Here is a 15,068-nt window from a genome sequence, read left to right on the forward strand (position 1 = left end):
GCCCTTCCCGCCCCGAACCGCTACATCGGGGCTGACCGCCCTCCGCAACCGGAACCGCCCTTGCGCCTCGTCCTCTTCGACTGCGACGGCACCCTGGTCGACAGCCAGGTGATGATCGTCTCCTCCATGACCCGCGCCTTCGAGAGCGCCGGCCTCGCCGCGCCGCCGCGCGAGGAGATCCTGTCGATCGTCGGCCTGTCCCTGCCGATCGCGATCGCCCGCCTCGCCGGACATCGCCCCGGCGCCTCGGTCGAGACGCTGGTCGAGGCCTACAAGGCCTCGTTCGCCGACCTGCGCAACTCGACGCTCCACCGCGAGCCGCTCTATCCCGGCGCCCGCGAGACCGTCGAGGCGCTCGCCGGCCGGCCGGACACGCTGCTCGGCATCGTCACCGGCAAGTCGCGTCGCGGCGTCGACGCCATCCTCGCCCACACCGGGCTCGGCGATGCCTTCGCCGTCGTCCGCACCGCCGACGACGCGCCCTCGAAGCCGCATCCGGGCATGGTGCTCGACGCCATCGCCGCGGTCGGCGCCGACGCCCGGCGCACCGTCGTGATCGGTGACACCACCTACGACGTCGAGATGGCGCTCGCCGCCGGCACCCGCGCGGTCGGCGTCACCTGGGGCTATCACCACCGCGCCGACCTCGCCGCCGCCGGCGCCGACCGCATCGTCGAGCGCTTCGACGAGGTCGCCATCGCCGTCGACGACCTGATCGGCCCGGGAGAGACCTGATGCGCGACATCCTGACCGACGCCGCCGCCGAGGGCGCGCGCGTCGAGGACCCCGCCGAGACCGCGCGCCGCCACGCCCGCCAGAGCCTGCCGAAGCGCTTCTACGCCGAGGCCGGCGTCGCCGAGGCCGAGGGCGGCTTCGCCGTCGTGCTCGACGGCAAGCCGGTCCGCACCCCCGCCCGCAACGCCCTGGTGGTGCCGCGCCGCGGCGTCGCCGAGGCGCTCGCGGCCGAATGGGGCGCCCAGGGCGAGTTCGTCGATCCCGCCACCATGCCGGCGACCCGGCTCGCCAACTCGGCGATCGACGGCGTCGCGGTCGAGACCGCCGCCGTCGCCGACGAGACCGCCCACTATGCCGGTTCCGACCTGCTGCTCTACCGCGCCGAGGCCCCCGAGCGCCTCGCCGCGCGCCAAGCCGCGGCCTGGGATCCGGTCGTCGCCTGGGCGGAGGAGCGCTTCGGCGTCCGCTTCCGCCTCGTCGCCGGCGTGATGCCGGTCGAGCAGGACGGCGCCGTCGTCCGCGCCGTCCGCGACGCCATGCCCGAGGATCCCTTCGTCCTCGCGGGCCTCAACACCGCGACCTCCCTGACCGGCTCGGTCCTCCTCGCCTTCGCCGTCCTCGACGGCCGCCTCGGCGCCGACGACGCCTGGGCCGCCGCCCACGTCGACGAGGACTGGAACGCCGAGCTCTGGGGCGAGGACGAGGAAGCCGCCCGCCGCCGCGCCTACCGCCGCGCCGAGATGGACGCCGCCGTCCTGCTGATGCGCGGCTGAGGGCGGCCGCCGGAAGAACGGAAGCGGTGCGGCTCCCGAACGGCGTCCCTGCCCCCGCCTGCGCGGGCCGCCTTTCCACCCTCCCCCTCGTGGGGAGGGTCTGCGCGGAGCGACGGGGTGGGGTGGTGCGGCGTATCGGGGGACATGCTCTGTCCGACAAGGCATGGAGCCTCACCGCCGGACGTCCGCGTCACCCGCCGGCCGACGGCCGTCGACCCTCCCGACGGAGTTGGTGACGTCGAACATCGCCAGCCTGCCATGACCGCCTCGATCAGGCGATTGGCAGAGACTTGCGCACGTTACCGCCCCGCCGCCGTGGGCCGCATCCCGACCTCCATGGCACGGGCCGAGTGCCCTGCCTTCCCCCCATCCATCGCCGCCGTCGATGGATCCGAGCAGTCCTATGCGTTGGATCGCGCTCCGCGGCGCCGGTAGGATTCGCCTCCCCCGGCCCCGGAGCCACGATGCCGTCCTTTTCGCTGCCGCCGTCCCATCTCGCGCTCGCCCTCGCGGTCGTCGCGGTGTGGGGATCGAACTTCGTCGTGATCCGGCTCGGGCTCGACGTGCTGCCGCCGCTGCTGTTCGCGGCGCTGCGCTTCACCTTCGCCGCCCTGCCCGCGGTGTTCTTCCTCCGGCGGCCGGCCGTGCCGTGGCGCCATCTCGCCGCCTACGGCGTGCTGATCGGCGCCGGACAGTTCGGGCTGCTGTTCATCGCCATGGACGGCTCGATCTCGCCGGGGCTCGCCTCGCTGGTGGTCCAGATCCAGGTGTTCTTCACGATCTTCCTGTCGATGGGCCTCTCCGGCGAGCGGGTCCGGCCGCGGCAGTGGGCGGCGCTCGGCCTCGCCACTGCCGGGATCGCGGTGATCGCCCTCCACGTCGACCACGCGACGACGCCGCTCGGCCTCGCCCTGGTGATCGCGGCCGCGGCGTCCTGGGCCGGCGGCAACATGGTGGCGCGGGCGGGCGGACCGGTGAACATGGTGGCCTACGTCGCCTGGGCGAGCCTGTTCTCCGCGCCGCCGCTGTTCGCCGCCGCGCTCGTCTTCGAGGGTCCGGGCGAACTCGGCCGCGGCCTCGCCGCGGCCGGCGCCGGCACCTGGGCCGCCGTGCTCTGGCAGTCGGTCGGCAACAGCCTGTTCGGTTACGCCGCCTGGGCCTGGCTGCTCGCCCGCCATCCGGCCGCCGAGGTGACGCCGACGGCGCTGATGGTGCCGGTGTTCGGCCTCGGCACCGCCGCCCTCGTGCTCGGCGAGCCGTTGCCGGCCTGGAAGCTCGAGGCGGCGGCGCTGGTGATCGCGGGCCTCGCCGTCGGCCTGTCGCGGCCTCGGGCGCGCGGCTGAGGGCCACCCCGTACGGCAGACGGCCCCGTCCTCGGGGAGGACAGGGCCGCGGGTGGTTTCGGAGCCGGTGGGGCGGCGGAGGCGCCGCCCTCTGTCCGGTGGGGCGGCGGAGGCGCCGCCCTCTGTCCGGTGGGGCGGCGGAGGCGCCGCCCCGGGAGTGGATCCCGATCAGAAGGTGTTGCAGCTGGCGGCGCCGTGCTGGGCCTTGGCGGAGTTGCAGACCACGTTGAACAGGCCGGTGATGTTGTTGCTGTTGTTGTAGCCGGTCGTGCTCGAGGCGCCCTGGATCTTGTAGACGTCGCTGATGTAGCCCCAGGAGGTCACGCCGAAGACGTAGTTGCGGGCGGTCCACAGACCCTTGTTGGTGGTGCTGTCGGAGAGGTAGCCGAGGTTGGCGACGTGCGGGCCACCCGAAGAGCCCCCCTGCATGCCCGAGCCGTAGTAGTAGTCGGTGTTGTTGCGGTTGGTCTCGAGGTGCATGCCCATCGTCATGTAGGCGCCGCTGTAGTAGTTGCCGGGGTAGCCGAGGCCGGTCAGCTCCCAGTAGCTCTGCAGGCAGTAGGAGTAGCAGAGACCCATCCAGCCGGTGTAGGCGCCGATCTCGTTGGCGGTGCCGACGCGCTTGCCGAGCGTGACCATGGCCACGTCGTAGCCCTTCATGATGGCGCCTTCGTTGTACCAGCCGACCGTGGTGGTGAGCTTGGTGGCCCAGGCGTAGCCGTAGGGCATGGTGCCGTTCTGCTCGGCCGGGACGAAGTAGCCCGAGCGGATCCAGCCGCTCGCCCGGCCGATGCCCGGCTTGTCGCCGCCCTGGTGGACGCAGTGGCCGGCGGTGATGATGATCGACTTCGAGATCAGCGAGGCCGAGCAGTACTTGTTCTGGCCGGCGGCGTTGGTGAAGTGGAACACGCCGGTGGTCGAGAACGGGTAGGCGGCGGTGGCGTTCGTCGGCACCAGCATGTCGGTGTAGTGGTAGATCGTGTTCTGGTTGGTGCCGGAGCCGAACGGGTTCTGGCCGTAGTTCTCGGGGGCGGAGACGTCGGGCAGACGCTTCGGGCCGGCCTTGAGGTCGAGGGCGGCGGAGATCGTCGGGCGGGCGCCGTCGACCATCTTCGGGCTCTTCAGCACGCTGCCGACGGCGTCCGGAGCGGCGAACACGGACTTCGGCAGGCTGGTGGCGAGCTGCTCGGCCGGCTGCGACAGCGCGGCGTCGGCGGCGACCGCGGCGCGGTCGGCACCCGCCGGGGCGGGGGCGAGCGACTTGGCGGGGACGGCGAAGGCGGCGACGGAGGAGATGGCGACGACGGCGGCGGCGGAGGTCACGGTCGCGACGATACGGGAGCGGGTCATGGCGGTCTTCCCTGGGTTTCGAGCGGCTGTTCGATCTCTGGGGTGCGGTTGAGCGTTCCGCACCTGCCCTCACGTTACGGTCCGCTTTTCGCCGCCTTTTCGCCCCGTCGGAGCCGCCACCGGAAAATCTCGAAAAAAAAGATCCGCCCCCCTGGAAACGACCCCGCCCCGGACGCGCGGGGCGCCCGGGGCGGGAAGAGCAGGTTCACGATCGAAGTGGTCGAGGCGGATCACTCCGCCGCAGCGCGCTCCTCCTTCGGCGGCGTCCAGGTCAGCCGCGGCTGGCGGGCGGCGCGGGTCTCGTCGACGCGCTTCCTCGGTGCGAACACCGGGGCGGCCTTGAAGAAGGCGGCGTCTCCGGCGCGCGCCCGCTCGGCGAGGGCGCGCATGGCGTCCACGAACTGGTCGAGGCTCGCCTTCGATTCCGACTCGGTCGGCTCGATGAGGAGCGCGCCGTGGACGACCAGCGGGAAGTACATGGTCATCGGGTGGTAGCCCTCGTCGATCATCGCCTTGGCGAAGTCGAGCGTGGTCACGCCGGTGCCCTCCAGGAAGCGGTCGTCGAACAGCGCCTCGTGCATCGCCGGCCGGTCCGGGAAGGCGACCGACATGACGTCGCCGAGCCGGGCCTTGACGTAGTTGGCGGCCAGCACGGCGTCCTCGGAGGCGCGGCGCATGCCGTCGGCGCCGTGGCTCAGCATGTAGGCGAGCGCGCGCACGAACATGCCCATCTGGCCGTGGAAGGCGGTGACGCGGCCGAAGGGCGTCGCGGTGCCGGCGGCCTGCCTGCGGGTCTCGACGAACTCGGCGGCGCCGTCCTCGCCGAAGCGCACGAAGGGCACCGGCGCGAAGGCCGCCAGCCGCTCGGACAGCACCACCGGGCCGGCACCCGGACCGCCGCCGCCGTGGGGCGTCGAGAAGGTCTTGTGCAGGTTGATGTGCATGGCGTCGACGCCGAGGTCGCCGGGGCGGACCTTGCCGACGATGGCGTTGAAGTTGGCGCCGTCGGCATAGAAGTAGGCGCCGGCCGCGTGGACCGCGTCGGCGATGGCGACGACGTCGCGCTCGAACAGGCCGCAGGTGTTCGGGTTGGTCAGCATGATCGCCGCCACCTCGGGCCCGAGGCGCTTCCTGACCTCTTCGGGATCGACGGTGCCGTCGGCGCGGGCGGGCACCGGCACCACCTTGAAGCCGAGCAGCGCGGCGGTGGCCGGATTGGTGCCGTGGGCGGATTCGGGCACCAGCACGACGTCGCGGGTCTCGCCGCGGGCGGCGATCGCCGCCTTGATCGCGGCCATGCCGCACATCTCGCCATGGGCGCCCGCCTTCGGGCTCATGGCGACCGTGGCCATGCCGGTGAGTTCGAGCAGCCAGCGGCCGAGCTCGGCGATCAGCGCCACCGCGCCCGGCACCGTGGAGAGCGGCTGCAGCGGGTGGATGTCGGCGAAGCCCGGCAGCCGCACCATCTTCTCGTTGAGGCGCGGGTTGTGCTTCATGGTGCAGGACCCGAGCGGGTAGAGCCCGAGGTCGATGGCGTAGTTCTGGCGGGAGAGGCGCACGTAGTGGCGCATCGCCTCCGGCTCGGTCAGGCCGGGCAGGCCGATCGGGGCCTTGCGGACGTGGGATCCGAGGCGCGGGACGAAGTCACCGGCGTCCTCGACGTCGACGCCGGTGGCGTCGAGCCGGCCGACCTCGAACAGCAGCGCCTCCTCGATGGCGAGGCCGCGGTTGCCGGTGGTGGTGGTCTTCTCGGCGTTCGAGACGGCGAGCACGGGCGCGGACGGGCGGCCCTGACTGTTCATGGTCATGCGGATGCTCCGCGGGAGATCGGAATTGAAGGATGCAGGTGACGACCTGACCCTCCCCTCGTGGGAGGGTCGGCGCGAAGCGCCGGGGAGGGTCGCCGGGCACGGGCGACGAACGTCGGCGTCACCCCACCCCGGAACGCTACGCGTTCCGCCCCTCCCCGCGAGGGGGAGGGTAGAAGTGGCGCCGCGTCCCTCATCCCAGCACCTCCGCGAGTGCGACGGCGAAGGCCTCGCGATCCTCGTCGGTGTTCACCTCGGTCGAGGCGACCACCAGGAGGTCGTCGAGATGCGGGTGCTTGGGCTCGAGGCGACGGGCCGGCACGCCGGCGAGGACGCCCTTGGCGGCGAGGGCCTCGACCACGTCGGCGGCGTTCTTCGGCAGCCGCAGGGTGAACTCGTTGAAGAAGGTGTCGTTCAGCACCGCGACGCCCGGCACGGCCGCCAGCCGGTCGGCGAGCTTCACCGCGTTGGCATGGTTGACTCGGGCGAGGCGCGTCAGGCCGGTCTGACCCAGCAGCGACAGGTGGATCGAAAAGGCGAGCGAGCAGAGGCCCGCGTTGGTGCAGATGTTCGACGTCGCCTTGTCGCGGCGGATGTGCTGCTCGCGGGTCGAGAGCGTCAGCACGAAGGCGCGCTTGCCGTCGGCGTCGACGGTCTCGCCGCAGAGCCTGCCCGGCATCTGGCGGACGTATTTGTCGCGGGTGGCGAACAGGCCGACGTAGGGGCCGCCGAAGGTCAGCGGATTGCCGAGCGACTGGCCCTCGCCGACCACGATATCGGCCCCTTGCGCGCCCGGCGGCTCGATCAGGCCGAGCGAGACCACCTCGGTGAACACCGCCACCAGCAGCGCTCCGACCGCGTGGGCCTTCTCGGCGATCGGCTTCAGGTCGATCAGGTGGCCGTAGAAGGACGGCGACTGCACGACGACGCAGGAGGTCTCGCCGTCGATGCGGGCGAGGATGTCCTCGGTGCCGGTCGGATCGGGGTCGAGCGTGTCGACGGCGAAGCCGGCGAGCTCGGTGGTGGTGCGGGTGACGCCGCGGTAGTGCGGGTGCAGGCCGCCGGAGACCACGGCCTTGGAGCGCCGGGTGATCCGGTGCGCCATCAGCACCGCCTCGGCGGTGGCGGTCGAGCCGTCGTACATGGAGGCGTTGGCGACGTCCATGCCGGTGAGGCGGGCGACCTGGGTCTGGAACTCGAACAGATATTGCAGCGTGCCCTGGGCGATCTCGGCCTGGTAGGGCGTGTAGGAGGTCAGGAACTCCGAGCGCTGGATCAGGTGGTCGACCGTCGCCGGCACGTGGTGCCGGTAGGCGCCGGCGCCGACGAAGAAGGGCACCGCGCCGGCGGCGACGTTCTTCGCGGCCATCGCCGCGAGGTGGCGCTCGACGGCGATCTCGGACTTGGCGGTCGGCAGCGCGACGAGGCGGTCGAGCAGCTTGTCGGCGGGCACGTCGGCGAACAGGGCGTCGACGTGCGAGACGCCGATCGTCCGGAGCATCGCCTGCCGGTCGTGGTCGGCGAGAGGGAGGTAGCGCATGGCGGCGAGCCTCAGAGCGTGTCGACGAAGGCGCGGTAGGCGGCCTCGTCCATCAGCGCGTCGAGTTCGCCGGCGTCGGCGAGCTTCAGCTTGAAGAACCAGCCGGCGTCCTCGGGCGACTCGTTGACGGTCGCGGGAGCGTCGGCGAGGGCGCCGTTGGCCTCGACCACGGTGCCCGAGGCCGGGGCGTAGACCTCGCTCGCGGCCTTGACGCTCTCGACCACCGCCGCTTCGCCGCCCTTGGCGAGCGTGCGGCCGACCTCGGGAACCTCGACGTAGACCACGTCGCCGAGCTGGGCCTGGGCGTAGTCGGTGATGCCGACGGTGGCGACGTCGCCGTCGACGGACAGCCACTCGTGGTCCTCGGTGAAGTACTTCGCCATGGGGGTGCTCACCTTCCGATTCAGGGTGAATTCGTTAACCTTGCCGGTGCATCCTGGAGTCGTGCGATCGAAGCGGCACGTTTCCACCGCCTCGAAACCGATTCCGATTCCCGTTCCAAACCTCTGGTCCCGCACGACGATTGCGCGGGAATTAAAGTGCTTTCTCAGCGACCGCGATAGAAGCGCGCCGGCACGAAGGGCAGCGCGACGACCTCGGCCGGCAGCGGCTTGCCGCGCACGACGAGGGTGACGCGAGTGCCCGGCGCGGCGTGGCCGGCCGCGACGTAGCCCATCGCGACAGGGCCGCCGACCGTCGGGCCGAAGCCGCCGGATGTCACGACGCCGATCGGCGTGCCGTCGGCGGCCTGGATCTCGGTGCCCTCGCGCGCCGGGGCGCGGCCCTCGGGACGGATGCCGACGCGAAGACGCGGCGCACCGTCGCGGATCTGCTGCTGCACGATGTCGGCGCCCGGGAAGCCGCCCTCCTCGCGCCGCCGCTTCTGGATCGACCAGACGAGGCCGGCCTCGACCGGCGTCGTGCCGGTGTCGAGGTCGTGACCGTAGAGGCAGAGACCGCCCTCGAGCCGCAGCGAATCGCGGGCGCCGAGGCCGACCGGCGCGACGTCGGAGTCGGCGACGAGCGCGCGCCAGAGCGCGACGACGTCGTTCTCGGCCACCGAGATCTCGAAGCCGTCCTCGCCGGTGTAGCCGGAGCGCGAGACGTGGACGTCGATGCCGGCGAGCCGGGTCGGGCCGGCGCTCATGAAAGGCCAGTCGGCGACCGCCGCGCCGAGACGGACCATGACGTCGACCGCCTTCGGGCCCTGCAGCGCCAAGAGCGCGCGGTCGTCGGCCGTGACGAGCGTGACGCCCGCCGGCAGCCGGGCGGCGAGGTGGGCGTAGTCGTCGGCCTTGCGGGCGGCGTTGACGACCAGCATCAGCACGCCGTCCTCGGCCGGATCGGCCGGGCGGTGCACCATCAGGTCGTCGAGGATGCCGGCGTTCCCGTCGAGGAACTGGGTGTAGCGCTGGCGTCCGGGGGAAAGGTTCAGGATGTCGGCCGGTACCAGCGCCTCGAGCGCAAGGGCCGTGGTCGCGTGGTCGGGGCCGACGAGGCGGGCCTGGCCCATGTGCGAGACGTCGAACAGTCCGGCGGCGGCGCGGGTGTGCTGGTGCTCGGCGATGATGCCGGCATATTGCACCGGCATCAGGTACCCGGCGAAGGGCACCATCTTGGCGCCGAGGGCGACGTGTTCGTCGTAGAGGGGGGTCTTCAGCGGCGCCGCCTCGATGACGACGGGGTCGGCGGTCTCGGCCGCACGGCTCATGGACAGGCTCCTCGGCGGGCGTGGCCGCGGATTCCGGGACCGGAGATCCGCGCGCCCCCTCTGTCAGGAAACCTGAGAGATTTCCCCGCCGCGATCCGGGACGGACCGCATCCGGGTTACTCCTTCGGTGAGCGGGGCGATCCCGTCGGATCGGCCGCTGCTTTCCAGAGCGTCGCTCGCCGCGAGCGGTCCTTTGGCCTGAGAGTTTCCGGGGCGGTTGCTCCTTCGGCGCCGGCCCCTCGACGAGGCCGGTCTCTCCCGCGCGGCGTCCATGTCGCACCCTTTCCACCGTGTACGACCGATCACGAGATCGGCCGCGCCGATGATTCCGGGCGCACCATGTCCCCGGGGCGCGACCGCCCCGGATGGCCGCACCATGCGGCTTCGTGCCGCCGCGGTCAAGCCCGACGACGGCGCAATCCGCGTCGGAGCGGCGCGATCACGGGACAATCGGAAGCGATCGCGGCCGACGGGCGCGGGATCGTCCACGCGAGAGCGACGGGACGGCGCGATTTCCCGCCCGTAAGGGGGGATCGTGCCCGCCACGGACCGGAGCCCGCCTTGATCCGTTCGCCTCTCTTCGCCGCGTTCGCCGCAGTCCTCGCTCCTGCCCTCGGCCCCGTCGCCGCGGCGGCCGCCGAGCCCTGCGCGATCCACGCCCACCTCGCCGACGCGGACGGCGTGCCGCTGCGCGCCGCACCCGCCGCCGACGCCGCCGTCCTGTTCGCGATTCCCGGCGCCGACGCCGACGGGATCACGCCGGAGTTCCGCGTGCTCGCCGTCGCGGACGGCTTCGCCGAGATCGAGCGCATCGGCTATTCCGATTATGCCGCGAGCGGCGACCGCGACCTGTTCGCCGGCCGGGGATTCGTGCCGGTCTCGGCGCTCGGCTTCGCCTTCGGCGGGCTCGATCCCGTGCTCCACACGGCACCCGCCGAGGACGCGCCGGCGACCTTCGACATGATCGGAGAGGTGGACGGACCCGATTCGGTCGTGGTCACGGCGCTCCGGGCCTGCGTCGGCGGGTGGGTCGACGTCGACGTGACCATGCCGGACGGCCGCAGCGGCCGCGGCTGGGGCCGCGGCGTCTGCGCCAACCAGGTCTCGACCTGCGGCTGAGTCCCGCTCAGTTCTTCGCCGGGCCCTCGTCGAAGCCGACGTAAACGACGTAGTTCGCCTCCGCGGCGGTCGGCGGGATCGTGATACCGTCGACGACCTCGGTCCAGGTGACGCCGGAGCCGCCGGGGGCGATCGTGGCGGTCACCTTGCGCAGCTGCGAATAGAGCACTTCGTCGCCGTTCTTCACCAGCACCACGCGCAGCGGCAGCGTCGCGGCGCCGGTGGCGCCGTTCGGGCCGTTGAGCAGGCGGCCGGCGATGCCGACCTTGACCGTCGTGACGCCGGTGGCGCGGTCGGTATGGCACTCGCGGGCGAACTTGGTGATCGAGGCCTGGAAGCGCACGCCGGTCAGGTCGTTCTCCTTGCCGCGCTCGAAGACGCGGAAGAGCTGGGTGCCGTCGCGGACCTGGACGGGCGGGCACACGGTGACCGCCGCGTATTTCTCTAGCGCCGCCTGCTCGGCCGCAGGGTCGCGCGCGGCGCCGATCAGCGATGCCGGATCGACGTCCGGCGTGCCCGACGAGCAGCCGGCCAGTCCGACCGCGACCACGACCAACGCCATGCCCCAAGCCCGAAAACCGTTCGCGATCATCAGCCGGTCACCTCCGTCGGCGCCTCAATAGCACGCGTGCGCATGGTTGACGACTCTCCGAACGCGGTGCGCTCGCTTGACAGGGCCGGGTCCGCCCCCTCATCTCCGGGCGGAAACACGAGCGAGATCGCGCGCCTTGTCCCGACCGGCCCTCACCGTCCTGCTCTGCGCGCCGCGCGGCTTCTGCGCCGGCGTCGACCGCGCCATCCAGATCGTCGACCTCGCGCTCGCGCGCTACGGCGCGCCGGTCTACGTGCGCCACGAGATCGTGCACAACAAATACGTGGTCGAGGAACTGCGCCGGAAGGGCGCGGTCTTCGTCGAGGAGCTCGACGAGATCCCCGAGACCGACCAGCCGGTGATCTTCTCCGCCCACGGCGTCGCCAAGGCGGTGCCGGCGGCGGCGAAGGCGCGCGACCTGTTCCACCTCGACGCCACCTGTCCGCTGGTCACCAAGGTGCACCGCGAGGCCGAGATCCACCACCGCAAGGGCCGCCACGTCGTGCTGATCGGCCACGCCGGCCATCCCGAGGTGATCGGCACCATGGGCCAGCTGCCGGCGGGCGGCGTCAGCCTGATCGAGACGGTCGCCGACGTCGCCGCCCTCGACGTGCCCGCGGGCACGCCGCTCGCCTACACCACGCAGACCACCCTCTCCGTCGACGACACCCGCCAGATCGTGGAGGCGCTGACGGCGCGCTTCCCGGACATCGCGGCGCCGCACAAGGAGGACATCTGCTACGCCACCACCAACCGCCAGGAGGCGGTCAAGGTGGTCGCGCCGCGGGTGGACGCGCTGCTGGTGGTCGGCGCGCCGAACTCGTCGAACTCGCAGCGGCTGCGCGAGGTGGCGGCGCGCGAGGGCTGCGAGCGTGCGTTCCTGATCCAGCGCGCCGCCGAGATCGACTGGGACGCGGTCGGCGAGATCCGCACCCTCGGCGTCACCGCCGGGGCCTCGGCGCCCGAGGTGCTGGTCGAGGAAGTGATCGACGCCTTCGCCGCCCGTTACGACGTCACCGTCGAGACGGTGCGCACCGCCGACGAGACCGTCGCCTTCAACCTCCCCCGCGAGCTGCGCCAGCCGGCCGCCTGACCCGACGGATCCCACCAAGCCCATGGCGGTCTACACCGAAATCACCGACGACGACCTCGCCGGCTTCCTCGCCGGCTACGACCTCGGCCGGGCGCTGTCTTGCAAGGGCATCGCCGAGGGCGTCGAGAACTCGAACTACCTGCTGCGCACCGAGCGCGGCACCTTCATCCTGACGCTCTACGAGAAGCGCACCCGCGAGGAGGACCTGCCGTTCTTCCTCGGGCTGATGCAGCACCTCGCGGCGCGCGGCATCACCTGCCCGCAGCCGGTGAAGGCGCGCGACGGCGGCGCGCTCGGTCGGATCGCCGGGCGGCCGGCGACCATCGTGACCTTCCTCGACGGCGTCTGGGTCAAGCGCCCGGGCGTCTCGCACTGCCGGCAGGTCGGCGAGGCGCTCGCCGCCCTGCACGACGCCGGCGCCGACTTCGCCATCCCGCGCGCCAACGCCCTCACCGTCGGCGACTGGCGGCCGCTGTTCGAGCTGTCGAAGCCGCGCGCAGACGAGGTGCTGCCCGGCCTCGCCGCCGAGATCGAGGCCGAGCTCGACCATCTCGAGGCGCACTGGCCGCGGGACCTGCCGCGCGGCGTGATCCACGCCGACCTCTTCTGCGACAACGTCTTCTTCCTCGGCGGCCAGCTGTCCGGGCTGATCGACTTCTATTTCGCCTGCAACGACTTCCTCGCCTACGACCTCGCAATCTGCCTGAACGCGTGGTGCTTCGAGCCCGACCACGCCTTCAACGCCACCAAGGGCCGGGCGATGCTGTCGGGGTATCTGGCGAAGCGGCCGCTGTCGGAGGCCGAGACGGCGGCGCTGCCGCTGCTGGCGCGCGGCTCGGCGATGCGCTTCCTGCTCACCCGCCTCTACGACTGGCTGACGACGCCGGAGGGGGCGCTGGTGAAAAAGAAGGACCCGCTCGAATACCTGCGCAAGCTGCGCTTCCACCGCGGCGTCGCGTCGATCGCCGCCTACGGGCTACCGCCGGAGGACTACGCCATATGAGCGCGACCGAGCCGGCCGAGGCTGCCGAACGGCGGGTGACCATCCACACCGACGGCGCGTGCTCGGGCAATCCCGGCCCGGGCGGCTGGGGCGCGATCCTCGCCTACGGCGGCACCGAGAAGGAGCTCTGCGGCGGCGAGGCGCAGACCACCAACAACCGCATGGAGCTGACCGCGGCCTGCGCGGCGCTGGAGGCGCTGAAGCGGCGCTGCGTCGTCGACCTGTGGACCGACAGCCAATACGTCAAGGGCGGCATCACCGGCTGGATCCACAGCTGGAAGCGCAACGGCTGGAAGACCGCCGACAAGAAGCCGGTCAAGAACGCCGACCTCTGGGAACGCCTCGAGGCCGCCCGCCAGCGCCACGACGTCACCTGGCACTGGGTCAAGGGCCACGCCGGCCACGACATGAACGAACGCGCCGACGCCCTCGCCCGCCAGGGCATGGCCCCCTTCCTGCCGCAACGACGGAGCGCCGGATGACCCTGACCGCCACACGGCCGATCCACCCCGGGGACGCGGCCGTGCGGTCGGTCCTGGTCGTCGCCAATCCGGTCGCGGGCGGCTTCCGCTACCGCGCGCTGGAGCGCTTCGCCGGCCGGCTCGACGACCTCGGCATCCGCTGCGAAGTGGTGCTGACCCGCTACGCCGGCCACCTCACCGAGATCGCCCGCGGCCTCGACGGCCGCCACGACGCGCTGGTGGTCGGCGGCGGCGACGGCTCGATCAACGAGGCGGTCCAGGGGCTGGTGACGCTCGGCGCCGCGGCGCCAACGCTCGGCGTGCTGCCGTTCGGCACCGCCAACGTGCTCGCCCACGAACTCGCCCTGCCGTTCTCGCCGGTGGCGATGGCCGACCTCGTGTCCGACGGCGCGACAGGGCCGCTGCACCTCGGCCGCGTCGGCGGCCGGCCCTTCGTGCTGATGGTCTCGGCCGGCTTCGACGGCGACGTCGTCCACGCCGTCGACGCCGCCACCAAGCGGCGCTGGGGCAAGCTCGCCTATGCCGGCGCGGCGCTGCGGCTCGCGCTGGCGCGCCGGGGCCGCGACGTGGTGGTCGAGGCCGACGGCCGGCGCATCACCTGCCGGCTCGCGGTGGTGACGACGGCGCGCTTCTACGGCGGGCCGCTGACGATCACCCGCGCCACCCACGCCACCCGGCCGGGACTGAGGCTGGTCACCCTCGCCGACGACGCGCCCGGCACGCTCGCCAAGGCGGCCGTCGCGCTCGGCCTCGGCCGGCTCGACCGCCTCGCGGGCGTGAGCGACGTTCCGGTCGAGAAGGTCCGCTTCCTCGGCGAGGGCATCCGCATGCAGGTCGACGGCGACCGCATGGACACCGACCACGGCCTCGTCGAGGCCGACCCGGTGCCGCTCCGCGTGTTCCGCCGCGAGGTCGACTGACGAAGCGGCGGGGGCGAGGACCCGGCGTGCCGGGGCCTCGCGTGCGGGATCAGAGCTTCTCGATCACCGCGGCGGCGCCGGAGACGGTGGCCTGACCCGGGTTCTCCTCGATGTCGAGCGACTTCACGACGCCGTCCTCGACGATCATGGCGTAGCGCTTGGAGCGGACGCCGAGGCCGCCGCCGGAGAGGTCGAGGTCGAGACCGGCGGCCGTGGTGAACTTGGCGGCGCCGTCGGCGAGGAACAGGATCTTGTCGCCGGCCTTGGTGGCCGCGGCCCAGGCGCCCATGACGTAGTGGTCGTTGACCGAGACCACGGCGATGGTGTCGACGCCCTTGGCCTTGATCGCCTCGGCGTTCTCCAGGTAGCCCGGCAGGTGGTTCATCGAGCAGGTCGGCGTGAAGGCGCCCGGCACGGCGAACAGCACGACCTTCTTGCCGGCGAAGACGTCGTCGGTGGTCATCTCGGAGGTGCCGGCGTCGGTCTTGACCTTGAACGTGGCGGCGGGCAGGCGGTCACCGATGGCGATCATGAGGGACATCCCTGGTGGTATCTGGGGGGCGCGGGCGGACCGGGCGAGGTTCGCGCGCTCGAGGTGC

15 protein-coding genes and 1 riboswitch are annotated in these 15,068 nt (G+C 72.3%); of the genes, 8 read left to right on the forward strand and 7 right to left on the reverse strand.

Going from position 1 to position 15,068, the window contains the following annotated elements; translation table 11 throughout:
• The first annotated feature begins 60 nt into the window (after positions 1 to 60).
• From EDD54_RS16665 to EDD54_RS16675, 3 genes are all read left to right on the forward strand, one after another.
• Positions 61 to 735, forward strand: a complete 675-nt coding sequence (locus EDD54_RS16665) for an HAD-IA family hydrolase (protein ID WP_126538302.1) — start codon at positions 61 to 63, stop codon at positions 733 to 735.
• Positions 735 to 1,508 carry an ATP12 family chaperone protein gene (locus EDD54_RS16670; protein WP_126538304.1) on the forward strand — a complete coding sequence of 258 codons (774 nt, stop codon included), beginning with the start codon at positions 735 to 737 and terminating at the stop codon, positions 1,506 to 1,508. The genes EDD54_RS16665 and EDD54_RS16670 overlap by 1 nt, the downstream gene beginning before the upstream one ends.
• Positions 1,509 to 1,972: 464 nt before the next feature.
• Positions 1,973 to 2,851, forward strand: coding sequence for an EamA family transporter (locus tag EDD54_RS16675; RefSeq protein WP_126538306.1), 879 nt, complete (start codon positions 1,973 to 1,975; stop codon positions 2,849 to 2,851).
• A gap of 168 nt (positions 2,852 to 3,019) precedes the next feature.
• On the opposite strand, the gene EDD54_RS16680 is transcribed toward EDD54_RS16675, so the two are convergent.
• The 5 genes from EDD54_RS16680 to gcvT all read right to left on the reverse strand — a co-directional run bounded on the left by EDD54_RS16680 (position 3,020) and on the right by gcvT (position 9,260).
• Positions 3,020 to 4,201, reverse strand: a complete 1,182-nt coding sequence (locus EDD54_RS16680; protein WP_126538308.1) for a trypsin-like serine peptidase — start codon at positions 4,199 to 4,201, stop codon at positions 3,020 to 3,022.
• A 230-nt stretch (positions 4,202 to 4,431) separates the two neighbouring features.
• Positions 4,432 to 6,003: an aminomethyl-transferring glycine dehydrogenase subunit GcvPB gene (gene gcvPB, locus EDD54_RS16685; RefSeq protein WP_245515811.1), complete on the reverse strand. Its 1,572-nt coding sequence runs from the start codon at positions 6,001 to 6,003 to the stop codon at positions 4,432 to 4,434.
• Between the two features lie 199 nt (positions 6,004 to 6,202).
• Positions 6,203 to 7,549 carry an aminomethyl-transferring glycine dehydrogenase subunit GcvPA gene (gcvPA, locus tag EDD54_RS16690; RefSeq protein ID WP_126538311.1) on the reverse strand — a complete coding sequence of 449 codons (1,347 nt, stop codon included), beginning with the start codon at positions 7,547 to 7,549 and terminating at the stop codon, positions 6,203 to 6,205.
• A gap of 11 nt (positions 7,550 to 7,560) precedes the next feature.
• Positions 7,561 to 7,932, reverse strand: a complete 372-nt coding sequence (gcvH, locus tag EDD54_RS16695) for a glycine cleavage system protein GcvH (protein ID WP_126541786.1) — start codon at positions 7,930 to 7,932, stop codon at positions 7,561 to 7,563.
• A gap of 164 nt (positions 7,933 to 8,096) precedes the next feature.
• Complete coding sequence (gene gcvT, locus EDD54_RS16700; protein WP_126538313.1) at positions 8,097 to 9,260, reverse strand: glycine cleavage system aminomethyltransferase GcvT; 1,164 nt, start codon at positions 9,258 to 9,260, stop codon at positions 8,097 to 8,099.
• Positions 9,261 to 9,436: 176 nt separating this feature from the next.
• Positions 9,437 to 9,531, reverse strand: a riboswitch (glycine riboswitch).
• Positions 9,532 to 9,821: 290 nt separating this feature from the next.
• Between gcvT and EDD54_RS16705 the strand changes: the two genes are divergently transcribed.
• Entirely contained in the window at positions 9,822 to 10,379 is a 558-nt protein-coding gene (locus EDD54_RS16705; RefSeq protein ID WP_126538315.1) for a hypothetical protein, read from the forward strand.
• A 7-nt stretch (positions 10,380 to 10,386) separates the two neighbouring features.
• Here the strand turns inward: EDD54_RS16705 and EDD54_RS16710 are convergent, their stop codons facing one another.
• Positions 10,387 to 10,971 (reverse strand): hypothetical protein, encoded by a 585-nt coding sequence (locus tag EDD54_RS16710; RefSeq protein ID WP_126538317.1) that lies wholly within the window; start codon positions 10,969 to 10,971, stop codon positions 10,387 to 10,389.
• A 136-nt stretch (positions 10,972 to 11,107) separates the two neighbouring features.
• Here EDD54_RS16710 and ispH point away from each other — a divergent pair, with 136 nt between their 5' ends.
• From ispH to EDD54_RS16730, 4 genes are read left to right on the forward strand one after another with little or no spacing between them, the layout of a single operon-like run.
• Positions 11,108 to 12,064 (forward strand): 4-hydroxy-3-methylbut-2-enyl diphosphate reductase, encoded by a 957-nt coding sequence (gene ispH / locus EDD54_RS16715; protein WP_126538319.1) that lies wholly within the window; start codon positions 11,108 to 11,110, stop codon positions 12,062 to 12,064.
• Between the two features lie 22 nt (positions 12,065 to 12,086).
• Positions 12,087 to 13,067, forward strand: a complete 981-nt coding sequence (locus EDD54_RS16720; protein ID WP_126538321.1) for a homoserine kinase — start codon at positions 12,087 to 12,089, stop codon at positions 13,065 to 13,067.
• On the forward strand, positions 13,064 to 13,549 hold the full coding sequence (rnhA, locus tag EDD54_RS16725; RefSeq protein WP_126538323.1) for a ribonuclease HI: 486 nt from the start codon (positions 13,064 to 13,066) through the stop codon (positions 13,547 to 13,549). The genes EDD54_RS16720 and rnhA overlap by 4 nt, the downstream gene beginning before the upstream one ends.
• Positions 13,546 to 14,469 (forward strand): diacylglycerol/lipid kinase family protein, encoded by a 924-nt coding sequence (locus EDD54_RS16730; protein WP_126538325.1) that lies wholly within the window; start codon positions 13,546 to 13,548, stop codon positions 14,467 to 14,469. Before rnhA ends, EDD54_RS16730 begins: the two co-directional genes overlap by 4 nt.
• Before the next feature lie 49 nt (positions 14,470 to 14,518).
• On the opposite strand, the gene EDD54_RS16735 is transcribed toward EDD54_RS16730, so the two are convergent.
• Positions 14,519 to 15,010 carry a peroxiredoxin gene (locus EDD54_RS16735; RefSeq protein WP_126538326.1) on the reverse strand — a complete coding sequence of 164 codons (492 nt, stop codon included), beginning with the start codon at positions 15,008 to 15,010 and terminating at the stop codon, positions 14,519 to 14,521.
• Between the last annotated feature and the right edge of the window lie 58 nt (positions 15,011 to 15,068).

The sequence above is a fragment of the Oharaeibacter diazotrophicus genome, assembly GCF_004362745.1.
GTDB lineage: Bacteria > Pseudomonadota > Alphaproteobacteria > Rhizobiales > Pleomorphomonadaceae > Oharaeibacter > Oharaeibacter diazotrophicus.

What these genes read in the sequence shown, in the direction of transcription:
- EDD54_RS16670 (WP_126538304.1), top strand. Translation starts at nt 735, where the DNA reads ATGCGCGACATCCTGACCGACGCCGCCGCCGAGGGCGCGCGCGTCGAG.
- EDD54_RS16675 (WP_126538306.1), top strand. Translation starts at nt 1,973, where the DNA reads ATGCCGTCCTTTTCGCTGCCGCCGTCCCATCTCGCGCTCGCCCTCGCG.
- EDD54_RS16680 (WP_126538308.1), bottom strand. Translation starts at nt 4,201, where the DNA reads ATGACCCGCTCCCGTATCGTCGCGACCGTGACCTCCGCCGCCGCCGTC.
- gcvPB (WP_245515811.1), bottom strand. Translation starts at nt 6,003, where the DNA reads ATGAACAGTCAGGGCCGCCCGTCCGCGCCCGTGCTCGCCGTCTCGAAC.
- gcvPA (WP_126538311.1), bottom strand. Translation starts at nt 7,549, where the DNA reads ATGCGCTACCTCCCTCTCGCCGACCACGACCGGCAGGCGATGCTCCGG.
- gcvH (WP_126541786.1), bottom strand. Translation starts at nt 7,932, where the DNA reads ATGGCGAAGTACTTCACCGAGGACCACGAGTGGCTGTCCGTCGACGGC.
- gcvT (WP_126538313.1), bottom strand. Translation starts at nt 9,260, where the DNA reads ATGAGCCGTGCGGCCGAGACCGCCGACCCCGTCGTCATCGAGGCGGCG.
- EDD54_RS16710 (WP_126538317.1), bottom strand. Translation starts at nt 10,971, where the DNA reads ATGATCGCGAACGGTTTTCGGGCTTGGGGCATGGCGTTGGTCGTGGTC.
- EDD54_RS16720 (WP_126538321.1), top strand. Translation starts at nt 12,087, where the DNA reads ATGGCGGTCTACACCGAAATCACCGACGACGACCTCGCCGGCTTCCTC.
- rnhA (WP_126538323.1), top strand. Translation starts at nt 13,064, where the DNA reads ATGAGCGCGACCGAGCCGGCCGAGGCTGCCGAACGGCGGGTGACCATC.
- EDD54_RS16730 (WP_126538325.1), top strand. Translation starts at nt 13,546, where the DNA reads ATGACCCTGACCGCCACACGGCCGATCCACCCCGGGGACGCGGCCGTG.
- EDD54_RS16735 (WP_126538326.1), bottom strand. Translation starts at nt 15,010, where the DNA reads ATGTCCCTCATGATCGCCATCGGTGACCGCCTGCCCGCCGCCACGTTC.